19 protein-coding genes are annotated in these 19151 nt (G+C 60.5%); 11 read left to right on the forward strand and 8 right to left on the reverse strand.

Annotated elements, in window-relative coordinates; genetic code table 11:
* Positions 1-198: 198 nt before the first annotated feature.
* From GWQ27_RS20785 to hrpB, 3 genes are all read right to left on the reverse strand, one after another.
* Positions 199-597, reverse strand: a complete 399-nt coding sequence (locus tag GWQ27_RS20785; protein ID WP_265431275.1) for a VOC family protein — start codon at positions 595-597, stop codon at positions 199-201.
* Between the two features lie 45 nt (positions 598-642).
* Positions 643-2958 carry a penicillin-binding protein 1B gene (mrcB, locus tag GWQ27_RS20790; RefSeq protein ID WP_275908222.1) on the reverse strand — a complete coding sequence of 772 codons (2316 nt, stop codon included), beginning with the start codon at positions 2956-2958 and terminating at the stop codon, positions 643-645.
* Between the two features lie 153 nt (positions 2959-3111).
* The gene (gene hrpB / locus GWQ27_RS20795; RefSeq protein ID WP_275908223.1) at positions 3112-5577 is read right to left on the reverse strand and encodes an ATP-dependent helicase HrpB; all 2466 of its coding nucleotides are present in this window, start codon (positions 5575-5577) and stop codon (positions 3112-3114) included.
* A gap of 230 nt (positions 5578-5807) precedes the next feature.
* On the opposite strand from hrpB, the gene thpR reads away from it, so the two are divergent.
* The 9 genes from thpR to GWQ27_RS20840 all read left to right on the forward strand — a co-directional run bounded on the left by thpR (position 5808) and on the right by GWQ27_RS20840 (position 12994).
* Positions 5808-6335 carry an RNA 2',3'-cyclic phosphodiesterase gene (gene thpR, locus GWQ27_RS20800; protein ID WP_275908224.1) on the forward strand — a complete coding sequence of 176 codons (528 nt, stop codon included), beginning with the start codon at positions 5808-5810 and terminating at the stop codon, positions 6333-6335.
* 46 nt (positions 6336-6381) lie between these two features.
* The gene (sfsA, locus tag GWQ27_RS20805) at positions 6382-7125 is read left to right on the forward strand and encodes a DNA/RNA nuclease SfsA (RefSeq protein WP_275908225.1); all 744 of its coding nucleotides are present in this window, start codon (positions 6382-6384) and stop codon (positions 7123-7125) included.
* Positions 7126-7244: 119 nt separating this feature from the next.
* Positions 7245-7694: an RNA polymerase-binding protein DksA gene (gene dksA / locus GWQ27_RS20810; RefSeq protein WP_005313182.1), complete on the forward strand. Its 450-nt coding sequence runs from the start codon at positions 7245-7247 to the stop codon at positions 7692-7694.
* 113 nt (positions 7695-7807) lie between these two features.
* Positions 7808-8719, forward strand: a complete 912-nt coding sequence (gene gluQRS, locus GWQ27_RS20815; RefSeq protein WP_275908226.1) for a tRNA glutamyl-Q(34) synthetase GluQRS — start codon at positions 7808-7810, stop codon at positions 8717-8719.
* A 121-nt stretch (positions 8720-8840) separates the two neighbouring features.
* A complete protein-coding gene (gene pcnB, locus GWQ27_RS20820; RefSeq protein WP_087756442.1) occupies positions 8841-10316 on the forward strand; it encodes a polynucleotide adenylyltransferase PcnB in 1476 nt (491 codons plus the stop codon).
* Between the two features lie 11 nt (positions 10317-10327).
* Positions 10328-10825 carry a 2-amino-4-hydroxy-6-hydroxymethyldihydropteridine diphosphokinase gene (gene folK / locus GWQ27_RS20825; protein WP_275908236.1) on the forward strand — a complete coding sequence of 166 codons (498 nt, stop codon included), beginning with the start codon at positions 10328-10330 and terminating at the stop codon, positions 10823-10825.
* 15 nt (positions 10826-10840) lie between these two features.
* A complete protein-coding gene (gene panB / locus GWQ27_RS20830) occupies positions 10841-11635 on the forward strand; it encodes a 3-methyl-2-oxobutanoate hydroxymethyltransferase (RefSeq protein WP_021139406.1) in 795 nt (264 codons plus the stop codon).
* Between the two features lie 127 nt (positions 11636-11762).
* Positions 11763-12617 carry a pantoate--beta-alanine ligase gene (panC, locus tag GWQ27_RS20835; protein ID WP_275908227.1) on the forward strand — a complete coding sequence of 285 codons (855 nt, stop codon included), beginning with the start codon at positions 11763-11765 and terminating at the stop codon, positions 12615-12617.
* 23 nt (positions 12618-12640) lie between these two features.
* A complete protein-coding gene (locus GWQ27_RS20840) occupies positions 12641-12994 on the forward strand; it encodes a putative quinol monooxygenase (protein WP_021139408.1) in 354 nt (117 codons plus the stop codon).
* Between the two features lie 50 nt (positions 12995-13044).
* Here GWQ27_RS20840 and GWQ27_RS20845 read toward each other — a convergent pair whose 3' ends face one another.
* The 3 genes from GWQ27_RS20845 to hpt form a co-directional block, all read right to left on the reverse strand.
* A complete protein-coding gene (locus GWQ27_RS20845) occupies positions 13045-13818 on the reverse strand; it encodes an ABC transporter permease (RefSeq protein ID WP_005313201.1) in 774 nt (257 codons plus the stop codon).
* Positions 13815-14732: an ABC transporter ATP-binding protein gene (locus tag GWQ27_RS20850; RefSeq protein ID WP_005313204.1), complete on the reverse strand. Its 918-nt coding sequence runs from the start codon at positions 14730-14732 to the stop codon at positions 13815-13817. Before GWQ27_RS20850 ends, GWQ27_RS20845 begins: the two co-directional genes overlap by 4 nt.
* Before the next feature lie 111 nt (positions 14733-14843).
* Positions 14844-15374, reverse strand: a complete 531-nt coding sequence (gene hpt / locus GWQ27_RS20855) for a hypoxanthine phosphoribosyltransferase (RefSeq protein ID WP_005313207.1) — start codon at positions 15372-15374, stop codon at positions 14844-14846.
* Between the two features lie 200 nt (positions 15375-15574).
* Here hpt and GWQ27_RS20860 point away from each other — a divergent pair, with 200 nt between their 5' ends.
* Entirely contained in the window at positions 15575-16189 is a 615-nt protein-coding gene (locus GWQ27_RS20860; protein WP_011898368.1) for a TetR/AcrR family transcriptional regulator, read from the forward strand.
* Positions 16190-16271: 82 nt separating this feature from the next.
* Here GWQ27_RS20860 and GWQ27_RS20865 read toward each other — a convergent pair whose 3' ends face one another.
* The gene (locus tag GWQ27_RS20865) at positions 16272-16883 is read right to left on the reverse strand and encodes a flavin prenyltransferase UbiX (protein WP_265434244.1); all 612 of its coding nucleotides are present in this window, start codon (positions 16881-16883) and stop codon (positions 16272-16274) included.
* A 58-nt stretch (positions 16884-16941) separates the two neighbouring features.
* On the reverse strand, positions 16942-18312 hold the full coding sequence (gene mpl / locus GWQ27_RS20870; RefSeq protein ID WP_059168929.1) for a UDP-N-acetylmuramate:L-alanyl-gamma-D-glutamyl-meso-diaminopimelate ligase: 1371 nt from the start codon (positions 18310-18312) through the stop codon (positions 16942-16944).
* A gap of 234 nt (positions 18313-18546) precedes the next feature.
* On the opposite strand from mpl, the gene ppa reads away from it, so the two are divergent.
* Positions 18547-19077, forward strand: a complete 531-nt coding sequence (gene ppa, locus GWQ27_RS20875; RefSeq protein WP_005313216.1) for an inorganic diphosphatase — start codon at positions 18547-18549, stop codon at positions 19075-19077.
* The last annotated feature ends 74 nt before the right edge of the window (positions 19078-19151 follow it).

Consider the following 19151-nt stretch of genomic DNA (forward strand, 5'->3'; position numbering starts at 1 on the left):
CAATCTGCTCGACCAGTGCCAGTTTAAAAGTCAGCGAGTAATCGCGCTGTGTCCGTTTCACACCTTGTCCCATCGGGCTCTCCGTTTATGTGGGGGAAAGGTGTAAACCATATTCAGGACGGGACACCACAATGAAAAAAGCCGCCCGGTCACAGACTGGGCGGCTTTTTTACTGGGAGCGACGGCATCACAGAAACGCTAGCTAACCTCGTACAGCTCCAGCGGCAGACCGTCTGGATCAGCGAAAAAGGTAAAACGCTTGCCGGTCAATTCATCCACCCGCACCGGCTCCACCTCTATCTGATGATGCTGCAAATGCCGCACGACCCTGTCCAGGTCGCTCACCCTGAACGCCAGATGGCGCAAGCCACAGGCCTCCGGGCGTGAGGGACGCTCAGGGGGGGCCGGAAAGCTGAACAGCTCCAGCTGACTGCCATCGGGCAGCCCCAAGTCCAGCTTCCAGGATTGGCGCGCCTCACGCAGGGTTTCAGCAATGATGGGCAGTCCCAACACCTGGTGATAGAAGTGACGCGAGCGGTCATAGTCGCTGGCGATGATGGCCACATGGTGGATGGCGTCAAACAATGGCAAAGACATGAGGACTCCAGTCAAACGGGCAGCCTGCGCTGCCCGTTTCATCTATCAGTTGAAGAAACCACCGAACCAGTCATCCAGTGCGCTGCGTGGCGATGGGCTGCTGCAGCTCATGGGCTCGGCCAGCCCGGCCAGCTTGGCAGGCACCTGCAGGCTGCCCGGGCAATCGCTGGCCACTCTGGCCCCGCTGGCGCGGGAGAAGTTGGCCCAGCTCACCCCTTGCGGCATCTTGATGGCAAGGCTGTTGACGCCACGCTGGCCCATGTAACCGCTAAACAGTTGCAGGGCGCCGTTGGAGCCTGTCAGCCCCGCCGGTGTGTTGTCGTCACGCCCCACCCAGACACTGACCAGCTCGTTGTTGTCCAGCCCTGCAAACCAGGAGTCACGCAGCTCGTTGGTGGTGCCTGTCTTGCCCGCCATGGTGGCGCCGGGGAACTTGGCGTTGAGTGAGCGGGCCGTGCCCTGGCTCACCGTCTTGGTCATGGCAAACAGGGTGAGCCAGCTGGTCTGCTCGTCCGTGACCCGCTTGGCGGTCTGATCATGCTGATAGAGAGTACTGCCATCGCTGTTGACCACGGCGCGGATGGCCGACAAGGGCTGGGTCATCCCCTGGTTGGCGATGGGCAGATACATCTGGTTCACCTCCATGGGGGAGAGGGCCACAGCCCCCAACACCAGTGACGGGTAGGGCTGGATCTCCTGCTCTACCCCCAGCTTGTGCAATGTGTCCACCACCTTCTCCAGCCCCACTTGCAGACCCAGGTTGACAGTTGGCACGTTGAGGGAGCTGGCCAGTGCATCCATCAAAGGCACGCTCTGGCGGAACTTGCGATCATAGTTCTGCGGTGTCCAGATCTGGCCATCCTTGCCACGAATGCGGATCGGTTGGTCCTTGAGCGGGCTCGCCAACGTCAGTCCGTTGGAGAGGCCGGTCAGATAGACGGCAGGCTTGACCAGAGAGCCAATCTGCCGGCGGGCATCCAGCGCCCGGTTGAAACCGGCGTAGCGCGGATCCCGGCCACCCACCAGTGCAACCACTTCACCCTTGTGCCAGTCGGAGACCACCATGGCCGCCTCCAGCTTCTTCTTGCCACGCTGCTTCTCGATGAGTGCCAGTCCCGATGCGACCGCCTGCTCGGCGGCATGCTGGGCGATGGGATCCAGGCTGGTGAAGATCTTGAGGCCGGACTGCTTGAGCAGATCAGGCCCGAAACGGCTCTGGATCTCGCGCTTGAGCAGGCCCATGAAGGCCGGGGTGCGGCCATAACTCATCTGGCCACGGGTAATGATGCCAAGCGGCTGCTTGCTGGCCAGCTCGTACTCTGCCGCTTGCAGGCTGCCGTGATCCATCAGCAGCTTGAGCACCAGATCACGACGAGCCTTGGCCCGCTCCGGGAAGCGCCAGGGATCGTAATAGGAGGGTCCCTTCACCAGCCCCACCAGCAGGGCGACCTGATCTATGTCCAGCTCGTTGACCGGAATGCCGAAGTAGAAGTAGGAAGCGAGCCCGAAGCCATACACACCCTGGGAGAAGTTCTGCCCCAGATAGACCTCGTTGAGATAGGCCTCCAGGATCTCGTCCTTGCTATAGCGGTAGTCAATCAGCACCGCCATATAGGCTTCCTGCAGTTTGCGCCACAGGCTGCGTTCGCGGGTCAGAAAGAAGTTCTTGGCCAGCTGCTGAGTCAGGGTACTGCCCCCTTGCACGGTACGACCGGCCAGCACGTTGGCCACCATGGCACGCATGATGGCCACCGGCGAGACGCCGCCATGCTGGTAAAAGTCGCGATCCTCTGTGGTCAGCAGCGTGATGAGCAGGCTGTCCGGCACCTCGGCGATGCGCACCAGCAGACGATCTTCCCGATCCTCGGTATTGAGGCGATCGAGCAGTACCGGGTCCATCTGGGCATAACCGAGTTGACGCTGGTTCTCCAGCGACTGGATCCCTTCCAGACGAGCGCCACTGAAGGTAAGGCGCAGGCCACGGGCACCGTCGGCGCCGTCATGGAAGGCGAATGGACGGCGGATGAGCTCGATACGATTGCCACTCACTGCGTACTCGCCCGGAGTATGGGGCTGGCGCACCTGCTTGTAGCTCAGCATGTTGAGCTCGCGCAGCATCTGGGCCTGGGAGAGGCGCTGGCTGGGATAGAGCTCCAGCGGACGACTGTAAACCATCACCGGCAGTTGCCACTTCTCCCCGTCAAAGCGCTCGCGCACCTTGGTATCGAGATAGATGCCAAATACCACCATGAAGGCCGCCACCACCAGGGAAAGCTTGAAGCCAAGCCAGAACAGCTTGCGCCAGATGGTGCGTTTGGGCGCCACCTTCTTGGGGGTGCGCTTGCGTCGTTGCGTTGCCATGAATCCTCTTTGCTATTCGTTATATCGCCATCGCGGGCATGATTACCGGTCGACTCATGCCGTCGACCCGACGAAAACCAAGGCTTTCGTCCCTGAACTCGTTTTTACTCTGTTGTCAGGCCCCTGATATGGCTCTGACCTTAATGGGAGAGGTTAATCCTGCAATCCCATCTTCTTCTTGGTGACCCTGGTTGGCATGGCTTCCAGCGGGTTATCCGGCCAGTAGTGACGAGGATAACGCCCCTTCATCTCTTTTTTTACCAAGGCGTAGGAGCCCGCCCAGAAGGCGGCGAGATCGGCGGTGATCTGCAGCGGCCGCTGAGCCGGGGAGAGCAACTCCACCACCAGCGCCACCCGTCCATCGGCCACGCACGGGGTTGTGCCTTGCCCGAACATCTCCTGAATACGCACCGGGATCACAGGCGCCTGGCCCGGCTGATAACGGATGCGTACCCGGCTGCCAGTCGGCGCCGTGAAGTGGCTCGGCAACGCCTCATCCAGCCGTTTGGGCAGCGGCCAGGACAGGGATTGACGCAGCACGTCGCAGAGATTGAGCCTTTTTAGCTGCTCCAGCCGGGTCATGCCACTCACCGCAGGCAGCAGCCACTCCTCGAGGCCCGCCAGCAGGCTTTCGTCGTCCATGGCAGGCCAGCCATCATCCGGCAGCCAGTCGCGGGCGCAACGCAATCGGGCCAGCAGCCCTTCGCTCTGCTCATCCCAGGGCAACACATGCAGCCCCTTGCGACGTATGCCCTGCAGCAAACAGCGCCCCTTCTGTTCATCGGAGAGATCCGTCAGCGGCCGCTGGCTCAGCACCAGTTCGCCGATCACCTGCTGGCGCTCGGCCCGTACCCGCTCCTCCCGCTCGTCCCAGTCGAACCACTGGCGCTCGCTTACCAGCTCCGGCAGCTGGCGCGCCAGCTCGTCCAGCTCCACCGGCTCGGCGATGAAGATGCGGCTGCCACGATCGTTTTGCCCCATCTCGATGGCGATCAGGGCTCCTTGTCCCTGGCATGGATGACCTTCTACCAGATCGCAGCTCACCCCACCACTGAGTTGATAGCGGCTGCCACTGCGCAACTTGCCGATCCGATCCGGCCAGGCGAGGGCGCAGAGCAACCCGAGCCATTCCCCCCGGGATTGGCGTTGAGAAGCGTCGGACCTGACACCGAGGCGTTCGAACCAGCGGGCCGCCCCCTGACGCAGGGCGCCCTGTCGGCGATGAAACAGCACGGAGAGGCGCTCCGATCCTCGCAGATCTTCTTCCAGCAGCGCCACCAGGAAAGCCGCATCGGCGACAATCCCTGTCAGACCCTCTGCTTCCAGCTCGCGGGCTCGCAGCAGCATGCGCGCCAACCGGGGGTGCGTACCGAACGCAGCCATGGCGCGGCCGGCGGGGGTAAGTTGTTGCTCACCCTCCGGCGTCATGGCGCCCAGGCTGACCAGCAGCCGCTGGGCGCTGGCCACGGCAGCGGCGGGAGGCATGTCCAGCAGTGGCAAGCTTTCTACTTTTGCCCCCCACTGGGCGGCATCCAGCAGCAGACCGGTCAGCTCCTGGGTCAGAATGTCGGGCGGACTCTGCTCGGCGAGCCGCTCTTGCACCTCGCCGCTCCAGAGTCGGTAGCAGACCCCGGGACCGAGACGGCCAGCACGGCCCGCCCGCTGGGTGGCAGATGCCCTGGCGATCTGGCGGGTCTCCAGCCGGGTGACGCCACTTTTCAAATCAAAGCTGGCGCGCCGCTCCAATCCGCTGTCGATGACCAAACTGATGCCCTCTATGGTAAGGGAGGTCTCAGCCACATTGGTGGTGAGCACCAGCTTACGCTGACCCGCAGGGGGCGGCTCGATGGCGGCCTGCTGGGCCGCCATGTCGAGGCGACCATAGAGGGGAGCCAGGCGCACGTCATCCGGCAAGCGCCCCTCCAGCCATTGCGCCAGCCGCTCTATCTCCCCCTGGCCTGGCAAGAACACCAGAGCACTGCCGGTATGGCTGGCCAGCGCTTCCAGCACCACGGCGCCCACCTGAGGATCCAGCCACTGCTGACGGTTGGCGGGACGGTAGTGGTAGTCGATGGGAAAGCCGCGCCCTTCGGAGCGGATGACGGGAGCATGGGGCAACAGACTCTCGAGCGCCATGCCATCCAGGGTGGCGGACATGATGAGCAGCTTGAGATCATCCCGCAGCCCCTGCTGGCTCTCGATGGCAAACGCCAGCGCGGTATCCGCATGCAGGCTGCGCTCGTGGAACTCATCGAAAATGACCAGGGAAATGCCGCTGAGCTCGGGATCCTGCTGCAACATTCGGGTCAGCACCCCCTCGGTGACAATCTCGAGTCGGGTCCGGGCGCTGGTACGACTCTCGCCCCGGACCCGCAAGCCGATGCGCTCCCCGACTTTCTCCCCCAACTGGCGAGCCAGGAAGCTGGCGATATTGCGCGCCGCCAGTCGACGGGGCTCCAGCATTATGATGCGACCGGGCAGCCGGTTCTGGCGCACCAGCTCCAGCGGCAGCAGAGTTGACTTGCCCGCGCCGGGAGGGGCCTGCAGGATCACGCTGGCATGGGCATCAATGGCGGCAAACAGCGCTGGCAGCACCGAAACAATGGGGAGTTGGGACAAAGCGGCAAACACCTTACGTTAGCGACCTTAAAACGGCGCCCATTCTGCCATAGCATTCGCGGCCACCGTGAGCAGATGTCGCCGGCACAGGCGACGGCAAGATGATCATCATGGCCGTCATCCCACTCGAACCATAGATATAAACGGGATAACAGGATGGCGAGACATGGCAGCGATGACTGCCATAGAATGGCGCCATGTTATGAGCGTAAAAAGGCATCCTCACCAAGATGGCCAAACTTTTCTTTGCCCTGCCCCTGCAACAGCTCGCCCCCGAGCTTATCGACTGGCGTGATCAGCGCCCCTGGCCCGGCCAACCTGTGCCTGAAGCAAACCTCCACCTGACGCTGGCCTTTCTGGGTGAAGCGGATCAGGTCACCACCGCCCGCCTGATGGCCGCCGCAGAACGTCAGCACTGTCCACCCCTTGCCATCACCCTCGATGAAACCGGCTGGTTCAGCCGCGCCAAGGCGGCCTGGGTGGGCCCCAAAACATGGCCCAACGAGCTCAATGTACTGGCCAGGGCCCTGCGCCGCCACGGCGAAAAGCTGGGACTGGGCAATGGGGAACAGGGCTACCGACCCCATGTGACCCTGTCACGCAAGGCGGGCGAGGCCCCCGCAGATCTGCCAGCACCTGACTTTGTGTTGCAGGCAGACCACTTCTGCCTCTATCAGTCGGTCACGGCGCCGGACGGGGTTCGCTATGAACCGCTCGCCTGCTGGCCCCTGCGCGCCAGAGAGAAGATGGCGTCGTGACAGTCGATCGCCCTCGCTTCCTGCCTATAAAAAAGAGAACCGCACCATGATCTTCGATCCCCCCCTGCAGTCCGGGCAGCTCATCTCCCGCTACAAGCGCTTCCTGACCGATGTGCGGCTCGACAACGGCGAGGTGATCACCATTCACTGCGCCAATACCGGCGCCATGACCGGCTGCGCCGACCCTGGTACCCGGGTCTGGTACTCCACCTCCGACAATCCCAAGCGCAAGCTGCCCCATAGCTGGGAGATCGCCGAGAGCCCGGCGGGCCACTTTATTTGCGTCAACACGGTGCGCGCCAACCAGATAGCCCGCGAGCTGATCGAACAAGGGGCACTGGCTCCGCTCACCGGTTATGCGAGGCTGCGCACCGAGGTGAAATATGGCGAAGAGAACAGTCGCATCGACCTGCTGCTGGAAGATGACGGCAAGCCGGATTGCTACATAGAGGTAAAGTCGGTAACCCTGCTCGATGAGCGGGAGCAGCCCGGCATGGGCTACTTTCCCGATGCGGTCACTGCCCGCGGTGCCAAGCACTTGCGTGAATTGATGGTCATGAAGGCAGCAGGTCACAGAGCCGTGCTGTTATTTATGGTTTTACACTCCGGAATCGTGAGAATGCGCCCTGCAGCACACATAGATCCGCACTATAGTCTGCTTATTGAGCAAGCAATTACAGCAGGGGTTGAAATTTTATGCTATCGACCCCATGTTGGGGTGCAGAGCATGGTGGCCCAAGATTTTATCCCGTTTGAATCTTGTCACCTGCTACCCGAGGGCAGCGAATAAATGTAGGTGTGGGTAACATAATTGGTACGGCTTGTTTGCCTACGCGTTACCCTTCTGCTATAGATGTCGCCCTCAATTTATGGATGGCACGGGTAGCGTGCTGAATTAGGAGACAGGGCATGCCAACAGGCGAAAACAGGAAATCTCTGGGCCCCCTGGCCGTTGCGGGTGTGGCGCCTTACCAGGAAAAACCGGGTGAGGAGTACATGAATGACCAACAAAAGGCACATTTTCGCAAGATCCTGGGAGCCTGGCGCAATCAACTGATGCAGGAAGTTGACCGCACCGTTGACCATATGAAGGATGAGGCAGCCAACTTTCCGGATCCCGTGGATCGTGCCGCGCAGGAAGAAGAGTTCGCTCTTGAACTGCGTACCCGCGACCGTGAGCGCAAGCTGATCAAGAAGATCGAGAAGACCTTGGTGCTGCTCGAAGACGATGACTTCGGTTACTGCGAACACTGCGGTATCGAGATCGGCATCCGTCGTCTGGAAGCCCGTCCGACAGCCGACCTCTGTGTCGACTGCAAGACACTCGCTGAAATCAAGGAAAAACAGATGGCCGGTTGATACCGACCACTGGCATAACTGAAAAAAGGGAGCTTGCAGGCTCCCTTTTTTATTGAGCTTTTCGCTGGGGCGTCCCAGAATGCAGCCTCAATGAACCGTTTGCCCGAATTGCCATGTCCGTGAATACAGTCCCGTCTCCCCAGACTCGCCCTTATATAGGCCGCTTTGCTCCCTCCCCGTCAGGCCCGCTCCACTTTGGTTCCCTGATAGCGGCGCTCGGCAGTTTCTTGCAGGCCAGGGCGCAGCAAGGACGCTGGCTGGTGCGGATCGAAGATATAGATCCGCCACGGGAGATGGCCGGTGCCGCCCCTCTTATCCTGCAGACACTGGAGGCCCATGGCCTTGAGTGGGATGGGGAGGTGATGTACCAGAGCCAGCGCCACGGCCGCTATGACGACGTCATAGCGCAGCTCTATCAGGCAGGGGATCTCTACTGGTGCCGCTGTACCCGGCGCGAGATCATGGCAGGCGGCGGCTTTTACAACGGTCACTGCCGCGCACTGGGGCTGGCGGCAGAAGGTTGCGCCGCCCGGCTGCGCCAGCGCCATCCCGTCTACCATTTCGACGATGCGCTGCAGGGACAAGTCTCTGTGCCCGCCGGTCTTGCCGATGAGGACTTCATCATCCGCCGCCGGGACGGCCTCTATGCCTATAACCTGGCTGTAGTGGTAGATGACATGGACTGCGGCATCACTGAGATAGTGCGCGGCGCCGATCTGCTGGAGCCCACGGTGCGCCAGATTGCCCTCTACCAGACCCTAGGGGCAAACGTGCCCACCTGGGTACACCTGCCGCTGGCGGTGCTGGCGGATGGCCACAAACTGTCGAAGCAGAACCATGCTCCGGCACTGGCGCTTGACGAGGTCAGGCCAGCCCTGTGGCAGGCACTCACGTTTCTCGGCCAATGCCCGCCACCCGAGCTGATGGCAAGCAGGATTGACGAGATGATCGGCTGGGGTATTGCCCACTGGCGGCTCGACCAAGTCCCATCCAGAGAGAAGATCAGCCTGGGCTCTCTGACATAGACAGCACAATTTTTTATTTAGCCAAGCCTGAAATTGTTGAATGAAGTACATCGTTTTTCATTTGGTCAGGCCTGAGCTATGATAGGCCGCTATTTTTTGGCCTCCCGTCAATTTAGAAGTCATGAAGAGGTGTACCATTTTTTCCCAGATCGCAAACTTTTGCCGCAAGGTGCTCGGCAAGGAAGACGGCGAGCAGTCGGTGGAGTCTCCCATCCCAGCCCACGTAACCGGGCAGCGTCGTACTTTAAGCCGTGACCAGCACCCTATCTCGCGCAAAGAGATCAGCGAGAATGCGCTCAAGGTGCTCTATCGCCTGAACAAGGGTGGCTATGATGCCTACCTGGTCGGCGGAGGTGTCCGGGATATTCTGCTCGGGAGAACGCCAAAGGATTTCGACATTGCCACCAACGCAACGCCGGAGCAGATCAAGGCGCTGTTCAGCAACTGCCGCCTGATTGGCCGCCGCTTCCGCTTGGCCCACATCGTCTTTGGTCGTGACGTGATCGAAGTGGCCACCTTCAGGGGTCACCACCATCAGGTCAATACCAGCAAGCATGTATCGGCCCAGTCTGATGAAGGCATGCTGCTGCGCGACAACGTCTACGGCACCATCGAAGAGGATGCCGAGCGCCGCGACTTTACCGTCAATGCCCTCTACTACAGTGCCCGGGATTTCACCCTGCACGATTTCGAAGGTGGCATAGAGGATCTCGCCCAGCGCAAACTGGAGCTGATCGGCGACCCCGAGACCCGCTATCGCGAGGATCCGGTGCGGATGCTGCGCGCCATGCGTTTTGCCGCCAAGCTGGACATGACCATCAGCCCGCGCAGCGCCGCCCCCATCAAGGAGCTGGCCCCGCTGCTGCAGGATATTCCGCCCGCCCGTCTGTTTGAGGAGACGCTCAAGCTGTTCCTGGCTGGCGATGGTCTGGCGACCTACAAGCTGATGCGTGAATACGGGCTGTTCCAGCCGCTGTTCCCGCAAGTGGCCGCTCTGTTCACCCCGCACGGCACCTCGCCGTTCGAGCAGTTCATCGAGCTGGCGCTGATCGATACCGATACCCGGGTGCGGGAAGACAAACGGGTCACCCCCGCCTTCCTCTACGCCACCCTGCTATGGGGCTGTGTCGAAGCCCGTGCCCGCGTGCTGGAAAACGAAAGCGGCCTGCCCTGGCACGACGCCTTCATGCTGGCGATCAACGAGGTGCTGGACAATCAGGTACGTATCATCGCAGTACCACGCCGCTTCACCACGGATGTCCGCGACATCTGGGCACTGCAGCAGCGCCTGACCCGCCGTCAGGGCCGTCATCCCGAGCGTGCCATGGAGCACCCGAAATTCCGCGCCGCCTACGACTTCCTGTTGCTGCGCAACCGGGTCGAGAGAGGCCTTGGCGAGCTCGCCAGCTGGTGGGAACGTTATGTGGAGTCCAACCCTGACGTACGCCCGCAACTGCAACGGGAAGCAACCCGCCGCCCTGCGAGCGGCGAGCATGCCCAAGCCGGTGAACCCCGCAGCGGTGACGGCGAGAAACGTGATAGCAACAGTCGCAGCCGTCGTCGCCCGCGCCGTCGCAAACCGAAAGCGGCGCAGTGACTACCAGCGTCATGACCGAGGTCTTCGTTGCCATCGGCTCCAATCTGGCTGACCCACTCGGTCAGGCTCGCTGCGCCGTCGCCGCACTGGCGGCGCTGCCGGAGTCCGAGTTGCAACAGGCTTCCTCATTTTACAGCAGCCGCCCCATGGGCCCTGCGGATCAGCCGGACTACGTCAATGCCGTAGTGCTGCTGACGACCCGGCTAGGCCCTTTGGCCTTGCTGGATCAATTGCAAAAAATCGAGCTGGGACAGGGACGTGTGCGCAAGGATGAGCGTTGGGGCCCGAGAACCCTGGATCTGGATCTGCTGCTCTATGGCGATCAGATCATAGGGCACGATCGCCTCGTCGTTCCCCATTACGGCATGAAGGAGCGGGAGTTCGTGCTGCTGCCCCTGGCCGAGATTGCGCCCGCTCTGGTGCTGCCCTGCGGCACCCCGCTCGCGGAACTGGTTGCCCGCTGCCCGACCAATGATCTTGCCATCATTGCCCCCGGTGCAGACGTTTAGGAGCCCTGAAACGTTATGAGCAAGATCACCACCGCCAGCCTGCTGAAGATGAAGCAGGACGGCCAAAAAATCACCGCCATCACCGCCTATGATGCCAGCTTCGCCAAGCTGTTCGACGATGAGGGCGCCCACGTGCTGCTCATCGGCGATTCCCTGGGCATGGTGCTGCAAGGGGGTCAGGATACCCTGGCCGTCAGCGTGGATGAGATGGTCTATCACACCCGTTGCGTTGCCCGTGGTGCCAGCAATGCACTGATCATCGCTGACATGCCGTTCATGAGCTATGCCACCCCGGAGCAGACCTACCAGACAGCCGCTCGCCTGATGGCGGCCGGTGCCCGCATGGTGAAGATGGAAGGGGGCGACTGGCTGTGTGACAGCATTCGCCACCTGACCCGCAACGGCGTGCCTGTCTGTGGTCACCTCGGTCTCACCCCCCAGTCCGTCCATGTGTTTGGCGGCTTCAAGGTGCAGGGGCGTGACGAGTATCAGGCCCAGGAGATCTACCGTCAGGCGCTCTGCCTGCAAGAAGCCGGCATCCAGCTGCTGGTGCTCGAGTGCGTGCCGGTCGCCCTGGCCGAGCGCATCACCAAGGCACTGCGGATCCCGGTGATCGGCATTGGTGCAGGCCCGGCCACCGACGGCCAGATCCTGGTGATGCACGATGCCTTCGGCATCACCTCCGGTTATGTCCCCAAGTTCACCAAGAACTTCCTGGCCGAAACCGGTGACATGCATGCCGCCATCCGGCTCTATGTGCAACAGGTGAGCGAGGGTACCTTCCCCGGCCCGGAGCACAGCTTCAACTGATCCAGGCCTCATGGACGGCAACGGGGGCGAAAGCCCCCGTTTCGCCATTCATGGCAGGCTGATTTAATCCGTATCCCTTTGATTTATTAACCCATATCTCTTTGATTAATCCGAAGGTGCACTGCTGATGTTGGTCGTTAACAATCCTCTCGTTTTACGTGAACAGATTAGCCTTTGGCGCCGTGAAGGGCGTTCCATCGCATTCGTGCCCACCATGGGCAATCTGCATCAGGGCCATCTCACTCTGGTTGAGCAGGCGCACAGCCACGCCGAGAAGGTGGTGGTCAGCATCTTCGTCAACCCGATGCAGTTCGACAAAGCCGAAGATCTCGCCAACTATCCGCGCACCCTGGAGCAGGATTGCGCTGCGCTGGAAGCTGCCGGCGTCGACCTGGTGTTCACCCCGACGCCGGAGATCATGTATCCGCAGGGACTGGCCAGCCAGACCTTCGTCGAAGTGCCGGGTCTCTCCGGCTTGCTGGAAGGGGCGCTGCGCCCGGGCCATTTTCGTGGCGTCAGTACCGTAGTGACCAAGCTGTTCAACCTGGTACAACCGGATGTCGCCTGTTTCGGCCAGAAGGATTACCAGCAGCTGGCGCTCATTCGCAAGATGGTGTCCGACATGGCCATCCCGGTCGAGATCGTCGGCGTGCCCACGGTGCGGGCCGAAGACGGGCTGGCGCTGTCATCGCGCAACGGCTATCTGACCGCCGCCGAGCGGGCCCTGGCCCCCGAGCTGGCGCGTACCATGAACTGGATTGCCGAGCAGATTGAAGGAGGCGATCACCACCTGCCCTCCCTGGTGGCCCAGGCCAGCCAGCGTCTCGACAACGCCGGTTTTCGCACCGACGCCATCGACATCGTCGATGCTGCTACCCTGGAGTCGGCCACCGACAAGAGCCGACATCTGGTGATCCTGATGGCAGCTTACCTGGGCAAGGCCCGTCTCATCGACAACCGAGTGGTAACGCTCAGCGCCTGAGCAACCCCGATCAGGAGAACTACATGTCCAAGAAGGTTTATTGCATCGCCCAGTTCCTGCCCAAGCCCGGCCAGGAACAGGCCCTGTTTCAGGTGCTGCAGGCACTCGAGCCAAACACGCTGCGGGAAGATGGCTGCCAGCAGTACATTGTCACCCGCCATATCCCCAGCCCGTTTGCCGAAGGGGAGAGCTTCCCCATCGTCTTCAACGAGATCTGGCGTGACATGGCCAGCTTCGAGGCCCACTGCCAGCGCGCCGAGATCAAATCCTTCTTCGAGCGTTACTGCCTGGCCGAGGATGGCCTGGCTGCCAAGTGGAACGTCTGCGTCTACAGCGACGAACCGGCGCAATATGATGCGCCCCTCCTCCGGGGCTAACCCTCATGCAGTAAAAAGGCGCCAACAGGCGCCTTTTTCATGGTTGCAACTCAGTGCCGCAATCCGGTCCCCCGGGAAATAAGCCACCAGGCCAACCCGTAGAGCGCGACTATGAAGCCGATGATGATGAGGTAGGCGGTGCCGAGCGGCACATCGGAGATACCGAGGAAGCCGTAACGGAAGGCGTTCACCATGTAGATGATGGGGTTCACCTGGGAGACCCCCTGCCAGAAGGGCGGCAGCAGGCTGATGGAGTAAAACACCCCGCCCAGATAGGTAAGCGGCGTCAGCACGAAAGTGGGGATGATGCTGATGTCGTCAAAAGTCTTGGCAAATATCGCATTGATGAGGCCGCCCAGGGAAAACAGGATCGAGGTGAGCAGCACGGTGAAGCAGACGCTGAACAGATGATGGATCTGCAACGGCACGAAGAACAGCGACACCAGAGTGACGATGAGACCGACACAGATACCCCGCGCCACGCCACCACCCACGTACCCGGCGATGATGATGTAGTTGGGCACAGGGGCTACCAGCAACTCTTCCACGTTGCGCTGGAACTTGGCGCTGAAGAAGGAGGAGGCGACGTTCGAGTAAGAGTTGGTGATCACCGACATCATGATGAGACCGGGCACGATGAACTCCATGTAACTGAAGCCCCCCATGTCACCGATGCGCGAGCCGATGAGGTTGCCGAAGATGACAAAGTAAAGGCTCATTGTGATGGCGGGCGGCACCAGAGTCTGGATCCAGATCCGGGTGAAGCGGCTTATCTCCTTGGCCAGAATGCTCTTGAAGGCGATGTAGTAGGTGGTCAGATTCATGCTTTTCTCCCCTCCTCGACCAGGTTGACAAACAACTCTTCCAGTCGGTTGGCCTTGTTGCGCATACTCAGCACCTGCACTTGCTGGCTAGACAACTGCTCGAACAGGCTGTTGAGGGACTGGCTCTTTTCCAGATCCACTTCCAGGGTGCGTTCATCCTGCATGCGGCCGTTGAACTCGGGCACGTTTGGCACGGCGGAGCCCGGCGCCAGATCCAGCATGAAGGTCTCGCGGCCCAGCTTGCCCAGCAGGTTTTTCATGCTGGTGTTCTCGATCAGCCGACCCTTGTCGATGATGCCGATGTTGCGGCACAGCATCTCGGCCTCTTCCAGATAGTGGGTGGTGAGAATGATGGTGACGCCCTGTTCGTTGAGCTCTTTGAGGAAGGTCCACATGGAGCGGCGGATCTCGATATCCACCCCGGCGGTCGGTTCATCCAGGATCAGCAGTCTGGGCTCATGCATCAGGGCGCGGGCTATCATCAGCCGACGCTTCATGCCGCCGGAGAGAGTGCGGGCCGGCATGTCGCGTTTGTCCCACAAGTCGAGCTGGCGCAGGTACTTCTCGGCGCGGATCTTGGCTTCCGCCCTGGGCACGCCGTAGAAACCGGCCTGATGGGTGACTATCTGACTCACCTTCTCGAACTGGCTGAAGTTGAACTCCTGCGGTACCAGGCCGAGCTGGGCCTTGGCCTGTTCGAGATCGCTGTCGATGTCGTAGCCAAACACCTTCACCTTGCCGGCGCTCTTGTTCACCAGTGAACTGATGACACCTATGGTGGTGGACTTGCCCGCGCCGTTCGGGCCGAGCAGGGCGAAGAAATCCCCCTGCTTGACGGTGAGATCTATGCCTTTAAGGGCTTCGACGCCCCCCTGATAGGTCTTTTTCAGGCCGCTGATTTCCAATGCGTTCATTGCAACCTCTGTGATGGCGGATCCCATCTCGATACAGAAAAGGCGGCCAAGGCCGCCTGCAGACAGAAGATGGCGCTAGACCACCTCGCCCGTGATCTTCCTGGACCTTGCTTACTCTTGCGGAACTACTTTGCCGATAAACGGCAGATTGCGGTACTTCTGGGCGTAGTCAATGCCACAACCCACCACGAATTCGTCCGGAATGGAGAAACCGATCCAGTCCACCGGCACCTGCACCTCGCGGCGGGACGGTTTGTCCAGCAGGGTGCAGATGGCCAGGGATTTCGGCTCGCGCAGTGACAGGATTTCACGCACCTTGTTGAGGGTGTAACCGGTGTCGATGATGTCCTCGACGATCACCACATCCTTGCCCTTGATGTCATCATCCAGGTCTTTCAGGATACGAACGTCACGGGTGCTGCGCATGCCGGAGCCGTAGCTGGAGGCAGTCATAAAATCCAGGGTAATGGGCAGCGGGGTCTGGCGGCACAAGTCGGCCAGGAAGACGCAGGAGCCACGCAGCAGGCCAATCATGACCACTTCGTCAGAACCCTGATAACGGGCGGTGATCTCTTCACCCAATTTGGCGATCCGGGCGGCAACATCGGCCTCGGAGATCATCACCTCGACAGTGTGTTTCATCACTTACTCCCTCATGGCCAAAGGGGATTTGGCCGTTCATTAACGTCAAAACCGAGGATTCTACCATCCAAGCCGAGAGGCGTCAGGCATACGTGATGCTTTTATCGGCTTATTTTAATTGATAGAGTTAGCAGGCCCTCGGGCATTATCGGTGACAATACTATAAACACCATAATCAATAACTATTAGATGAAAAAACTATGGAACCACGCGCAGAAATTAGACGTCGAACCCGGCTTTCTCCGGAAGCTCGGCGCAATCAATTGATGGAATGTGCCATCGAAGTGTTTTCCCGTCGCGGCATTGGCCGTGCGGGTCACGCCGAAATTGCAGAACAGGCCAAAGTCTCGGTAGCTACCGTGTTCAACTATTTCAACACCCGCGAAGAGCTGGTGGATGAGGTGTTGGCCGAGATCGAACGTTTCGTTCACCAGATGCTGGAACAGGCCTATACCGGCCAGGGCCCGGTCAAAGAGAGCATTCACCGTCACGTGAAGCTGTTTGTTGACGCCGCTTACGATCAGCCCGACCACGCCAGTATCTGGCTGGAGTGGAGCTCATCGGTGCGGGAAGAGGTCTGGCCCCGTTACGCCAAGTTGCTGGACAAGGCGCTGGAACGCATAGCGCCCCACTTGCAACAAGCCATGGATGCCGGTGAGATCCAGAGTGTGCTGTCCGCCCAGGACCTGGCTCGCTCCCTGACCGGCTTTGGTTACGTCATGATGCAGATGATCAATCAGCCACAACGCCCCTCACGGGAAGATGTGACCGATTTTCTGTTCAAGTACGTGACGGCCCCCATCCAGGCTGCATAACCCGCCTCGTGAATAAAAAGCGGCGCCGGACTGTTCAGGTCGGCGCCGCTTTTGTTTGTCTGCTATTTGTTCACATCTCGCCTCAAGATTTGGCGTAGCCCCAACGCTCTGTCAGGCCATGCTCGATCCCGAGGTGATCCAGGATCCGCGCCACCATGAAGTCCACCAGATCATCGATGCTTTTGGGCTCATGATAAAAACCGGGGGCGGCCGGCATTATAGTCACCCCGAGCCGCGCCAGTTTGAGCATGTTCTCCAGATGGATGGCGGAGAAGGGGCTCTCGCGGGGCACCAGGATCAGCTGGCCGCGCTCCTTGATCACCACATCCGCCGCCCGCTCCAGCAGGTTGTCGGAAGCGCCGTTGGCAATGGCCGACACTGTACCCATGGAACAGGGGCAGACCACCATCTGTTTCGGCGCCGCCGACCCTGAGGCCACCGGCGAGAACCACTCCTCCTTGCCGCAGGCCACTATCTGACCCTCTTTGGCGCCGTACTGGCGACAGAGGTAGGCGGAGAGATCCCTGGGGGAGCCGGGCCAATCCTGCTGCTGCTCTGTCTTGAGCACGACTCTGGCCGCCGATGAGGCCAGCAGATAAACCCGATAGTCCGCCTGCACCAGACACTGAAGCAGACGCAGGGCGTAGGGGGCGCCGGAGGCGCCGGTCAGCGCCAGGGTGACTTGTTTCAGCATGATGGTCCTTGGCTCTTCTGGCATGGGAACAAACAACCGCAAGGGATCAGCAACGACGTCATAGTTCGCCGTGGTAATCCTTGAGACGGGCGATCAGCTTGTCATGAATGCCGCCGAAACCGCCGTTGCTCATGATCAGAATATGATCGCCGTCGCGGCACTCGGCCACCAGGCGGTTGATCAGGGTCTCCAGCTCGTTGAACACCTTGGCCGGACGGCTCATGTGAGCGGTCACCTCCCCGAGATCCCAACCTATGTTGGGTGGCTGGAAGAAGAACACCTCGTCAGCGCCGTCGAAACAGGCTGCCAGCTCCTCCTTGTGGACTCCCAGCTTCATGGTGTTGGAGCGTGGCTCCAGCACCGCCAAGATGCGGGCCTTGCCCACCTTGGCACGCAGGCCGCCCAGGGTGGTCTCGATCGCGGTGGGGTGGTGGGCAAAATCGTCATAGACGCTGATGCCCGCCACCTCGCCCTTGAGCTCCATCCGCCGCTTGGGGGACTTGAACTGGCAGAGGGCGGCTATGCCATGCTCCACCATGACACCGGCGTGACGAGCAGCGGCGATGGCCATCAGACCGTTGTTGACGTTGTGCTCGCCGATGCACTCCCAGTGCACCTCGCCCTGCTTGCTCCCATCCAGCCACACCTCGAAGGCGGAGCCGTCGTCGGTCAGCTTGACCGCCTTCCACTTGGCGTCGTCCTGACCCACCAGCTCGACTTCGCTCCAGCAGCCCATCTTGCGCACCGCAGTGAGGTTGTCATCGGCCTGCGGGAACAGCACCCGGCCATTGCTCGGCACTGTGCGCATCAGGTGGTGGAACTGGCGCTGGATGGCGGCCAGATCCGGGAATATGTCAGCGTGATCGAACTCCAGGTTGTTCATCACCAGGGTGCGCGGATGGTAGTGAACAAACTTGGAGCGCTTGTCGAAGAAGGCGCAGTCATACTCGTCCGCTTCGATGACGAAGAAGGGCGCTGAGCCCAGACGGGCCGAGACCGGGAAGTTGCCCGGCACCCCACCGATAAGGAAACCCGGCTCCAGCTTGGCGTATTCCAGCACCCAGGCCAGCATGCTGGCGGTGGTGGTCTTGCCATGGGTGCCCGCCACGGCCAGCACCCAGCGATCCTGCAGCACATGCTCCAGCAGCCACTGAGGACCGGAAATATAGGGCAGATTGCGATCCAGCACATACTCCACACAGGGATTGCCACGGCTCATGGCGTTGCCGATCACCACCAGATCCGGAGCCGGATCAAGCTGGGAGGGATCATAACCCTCGGTCAACTCTATGCCCTGTTGCTCGAGCTGGGTACTCATGGGGGGATAGACGTTGGCATCCGAGCCGGTCACCCGATAGCCAAGCTGTTTTGCCAACACCGCCAGACCACCCATGAAGGTGCCGCAGATCCCGAGAATGTGAATATGCATACCGCTGCCTTTTCCAGTAAAGGGAGTGCGCATTCTAGGGGTTGTTGAGGTTGCGGCACAAGCCGCGGTCGCGACGAGAAATCACCAACCCCGGAGAAGGTGGCAGCAATTTGGCAGACCCAGGCTGCGCGACATCAGCCAACTCTGTCACAGTGCCCTCGAAATATGGTCATTTGACGCGACATCGCTATAATATCGGCCTGCAAACTTGACTCCAACACTGAAGGAAACGTCATGAGCCTGAACCTGGTACCGGCTGGCAAGAGCCTGCCCGACGACATCTATGTCATCATCGAAATCCCGCAGAATGCCGATCCGATCAAATACGAAGTCGACAAGGACAGCGGCGCCATCTTTGTTGATCGCTTCATGTCTACCCCTATGTTCTATCCGTGCAACTACGGTTACGTGAACGCCACCCTGTCTCTGGATGGGGACCCCGTCGACGTGCTGGTACCGACTCCTTACCCGCTGCTGGCCGGCTCCGTCATTCGCTGCCGCCCGGTTGGCGTGCTGAAGATGACCGACGAATCTGGCGAAGATGCCAAGATCGTGGCCGTTCCGCACTCCAAGCTGACCAAGCAGTACGACCACATCAAGGATGTGAACGATCTGCCCGAGCTGCTGAAAGCCCAGATCCAGCACTTCTTCGAGCGTTACAAAGAGCTGGAAGCAGGCAAGTGGGTCAAGGTTGAAGGTTGGGGCGACAAGGCCGCTGCCGAAGCCGAGATCGTTACCTCTGCCGAGCGTTACGCAGCCAAGTAAGCGTCTCTCTCGTTAAAGGGCCCCCGTGGGCCAATACCAAAAATTAAGGCGCCAATGGCGCCTTAATTTTTTAG

This window comes from Aeromonas sp. 5HA1, from assembly GCF_029237245.1.
GTDB classification, from domain to species: domain Bacteria; phylum Pseudomonadota; class Gammaproteobacteria; order Enterobacterales; family Aeromonadaceae; genus Aeromonas; species Aeromonas salmonicida.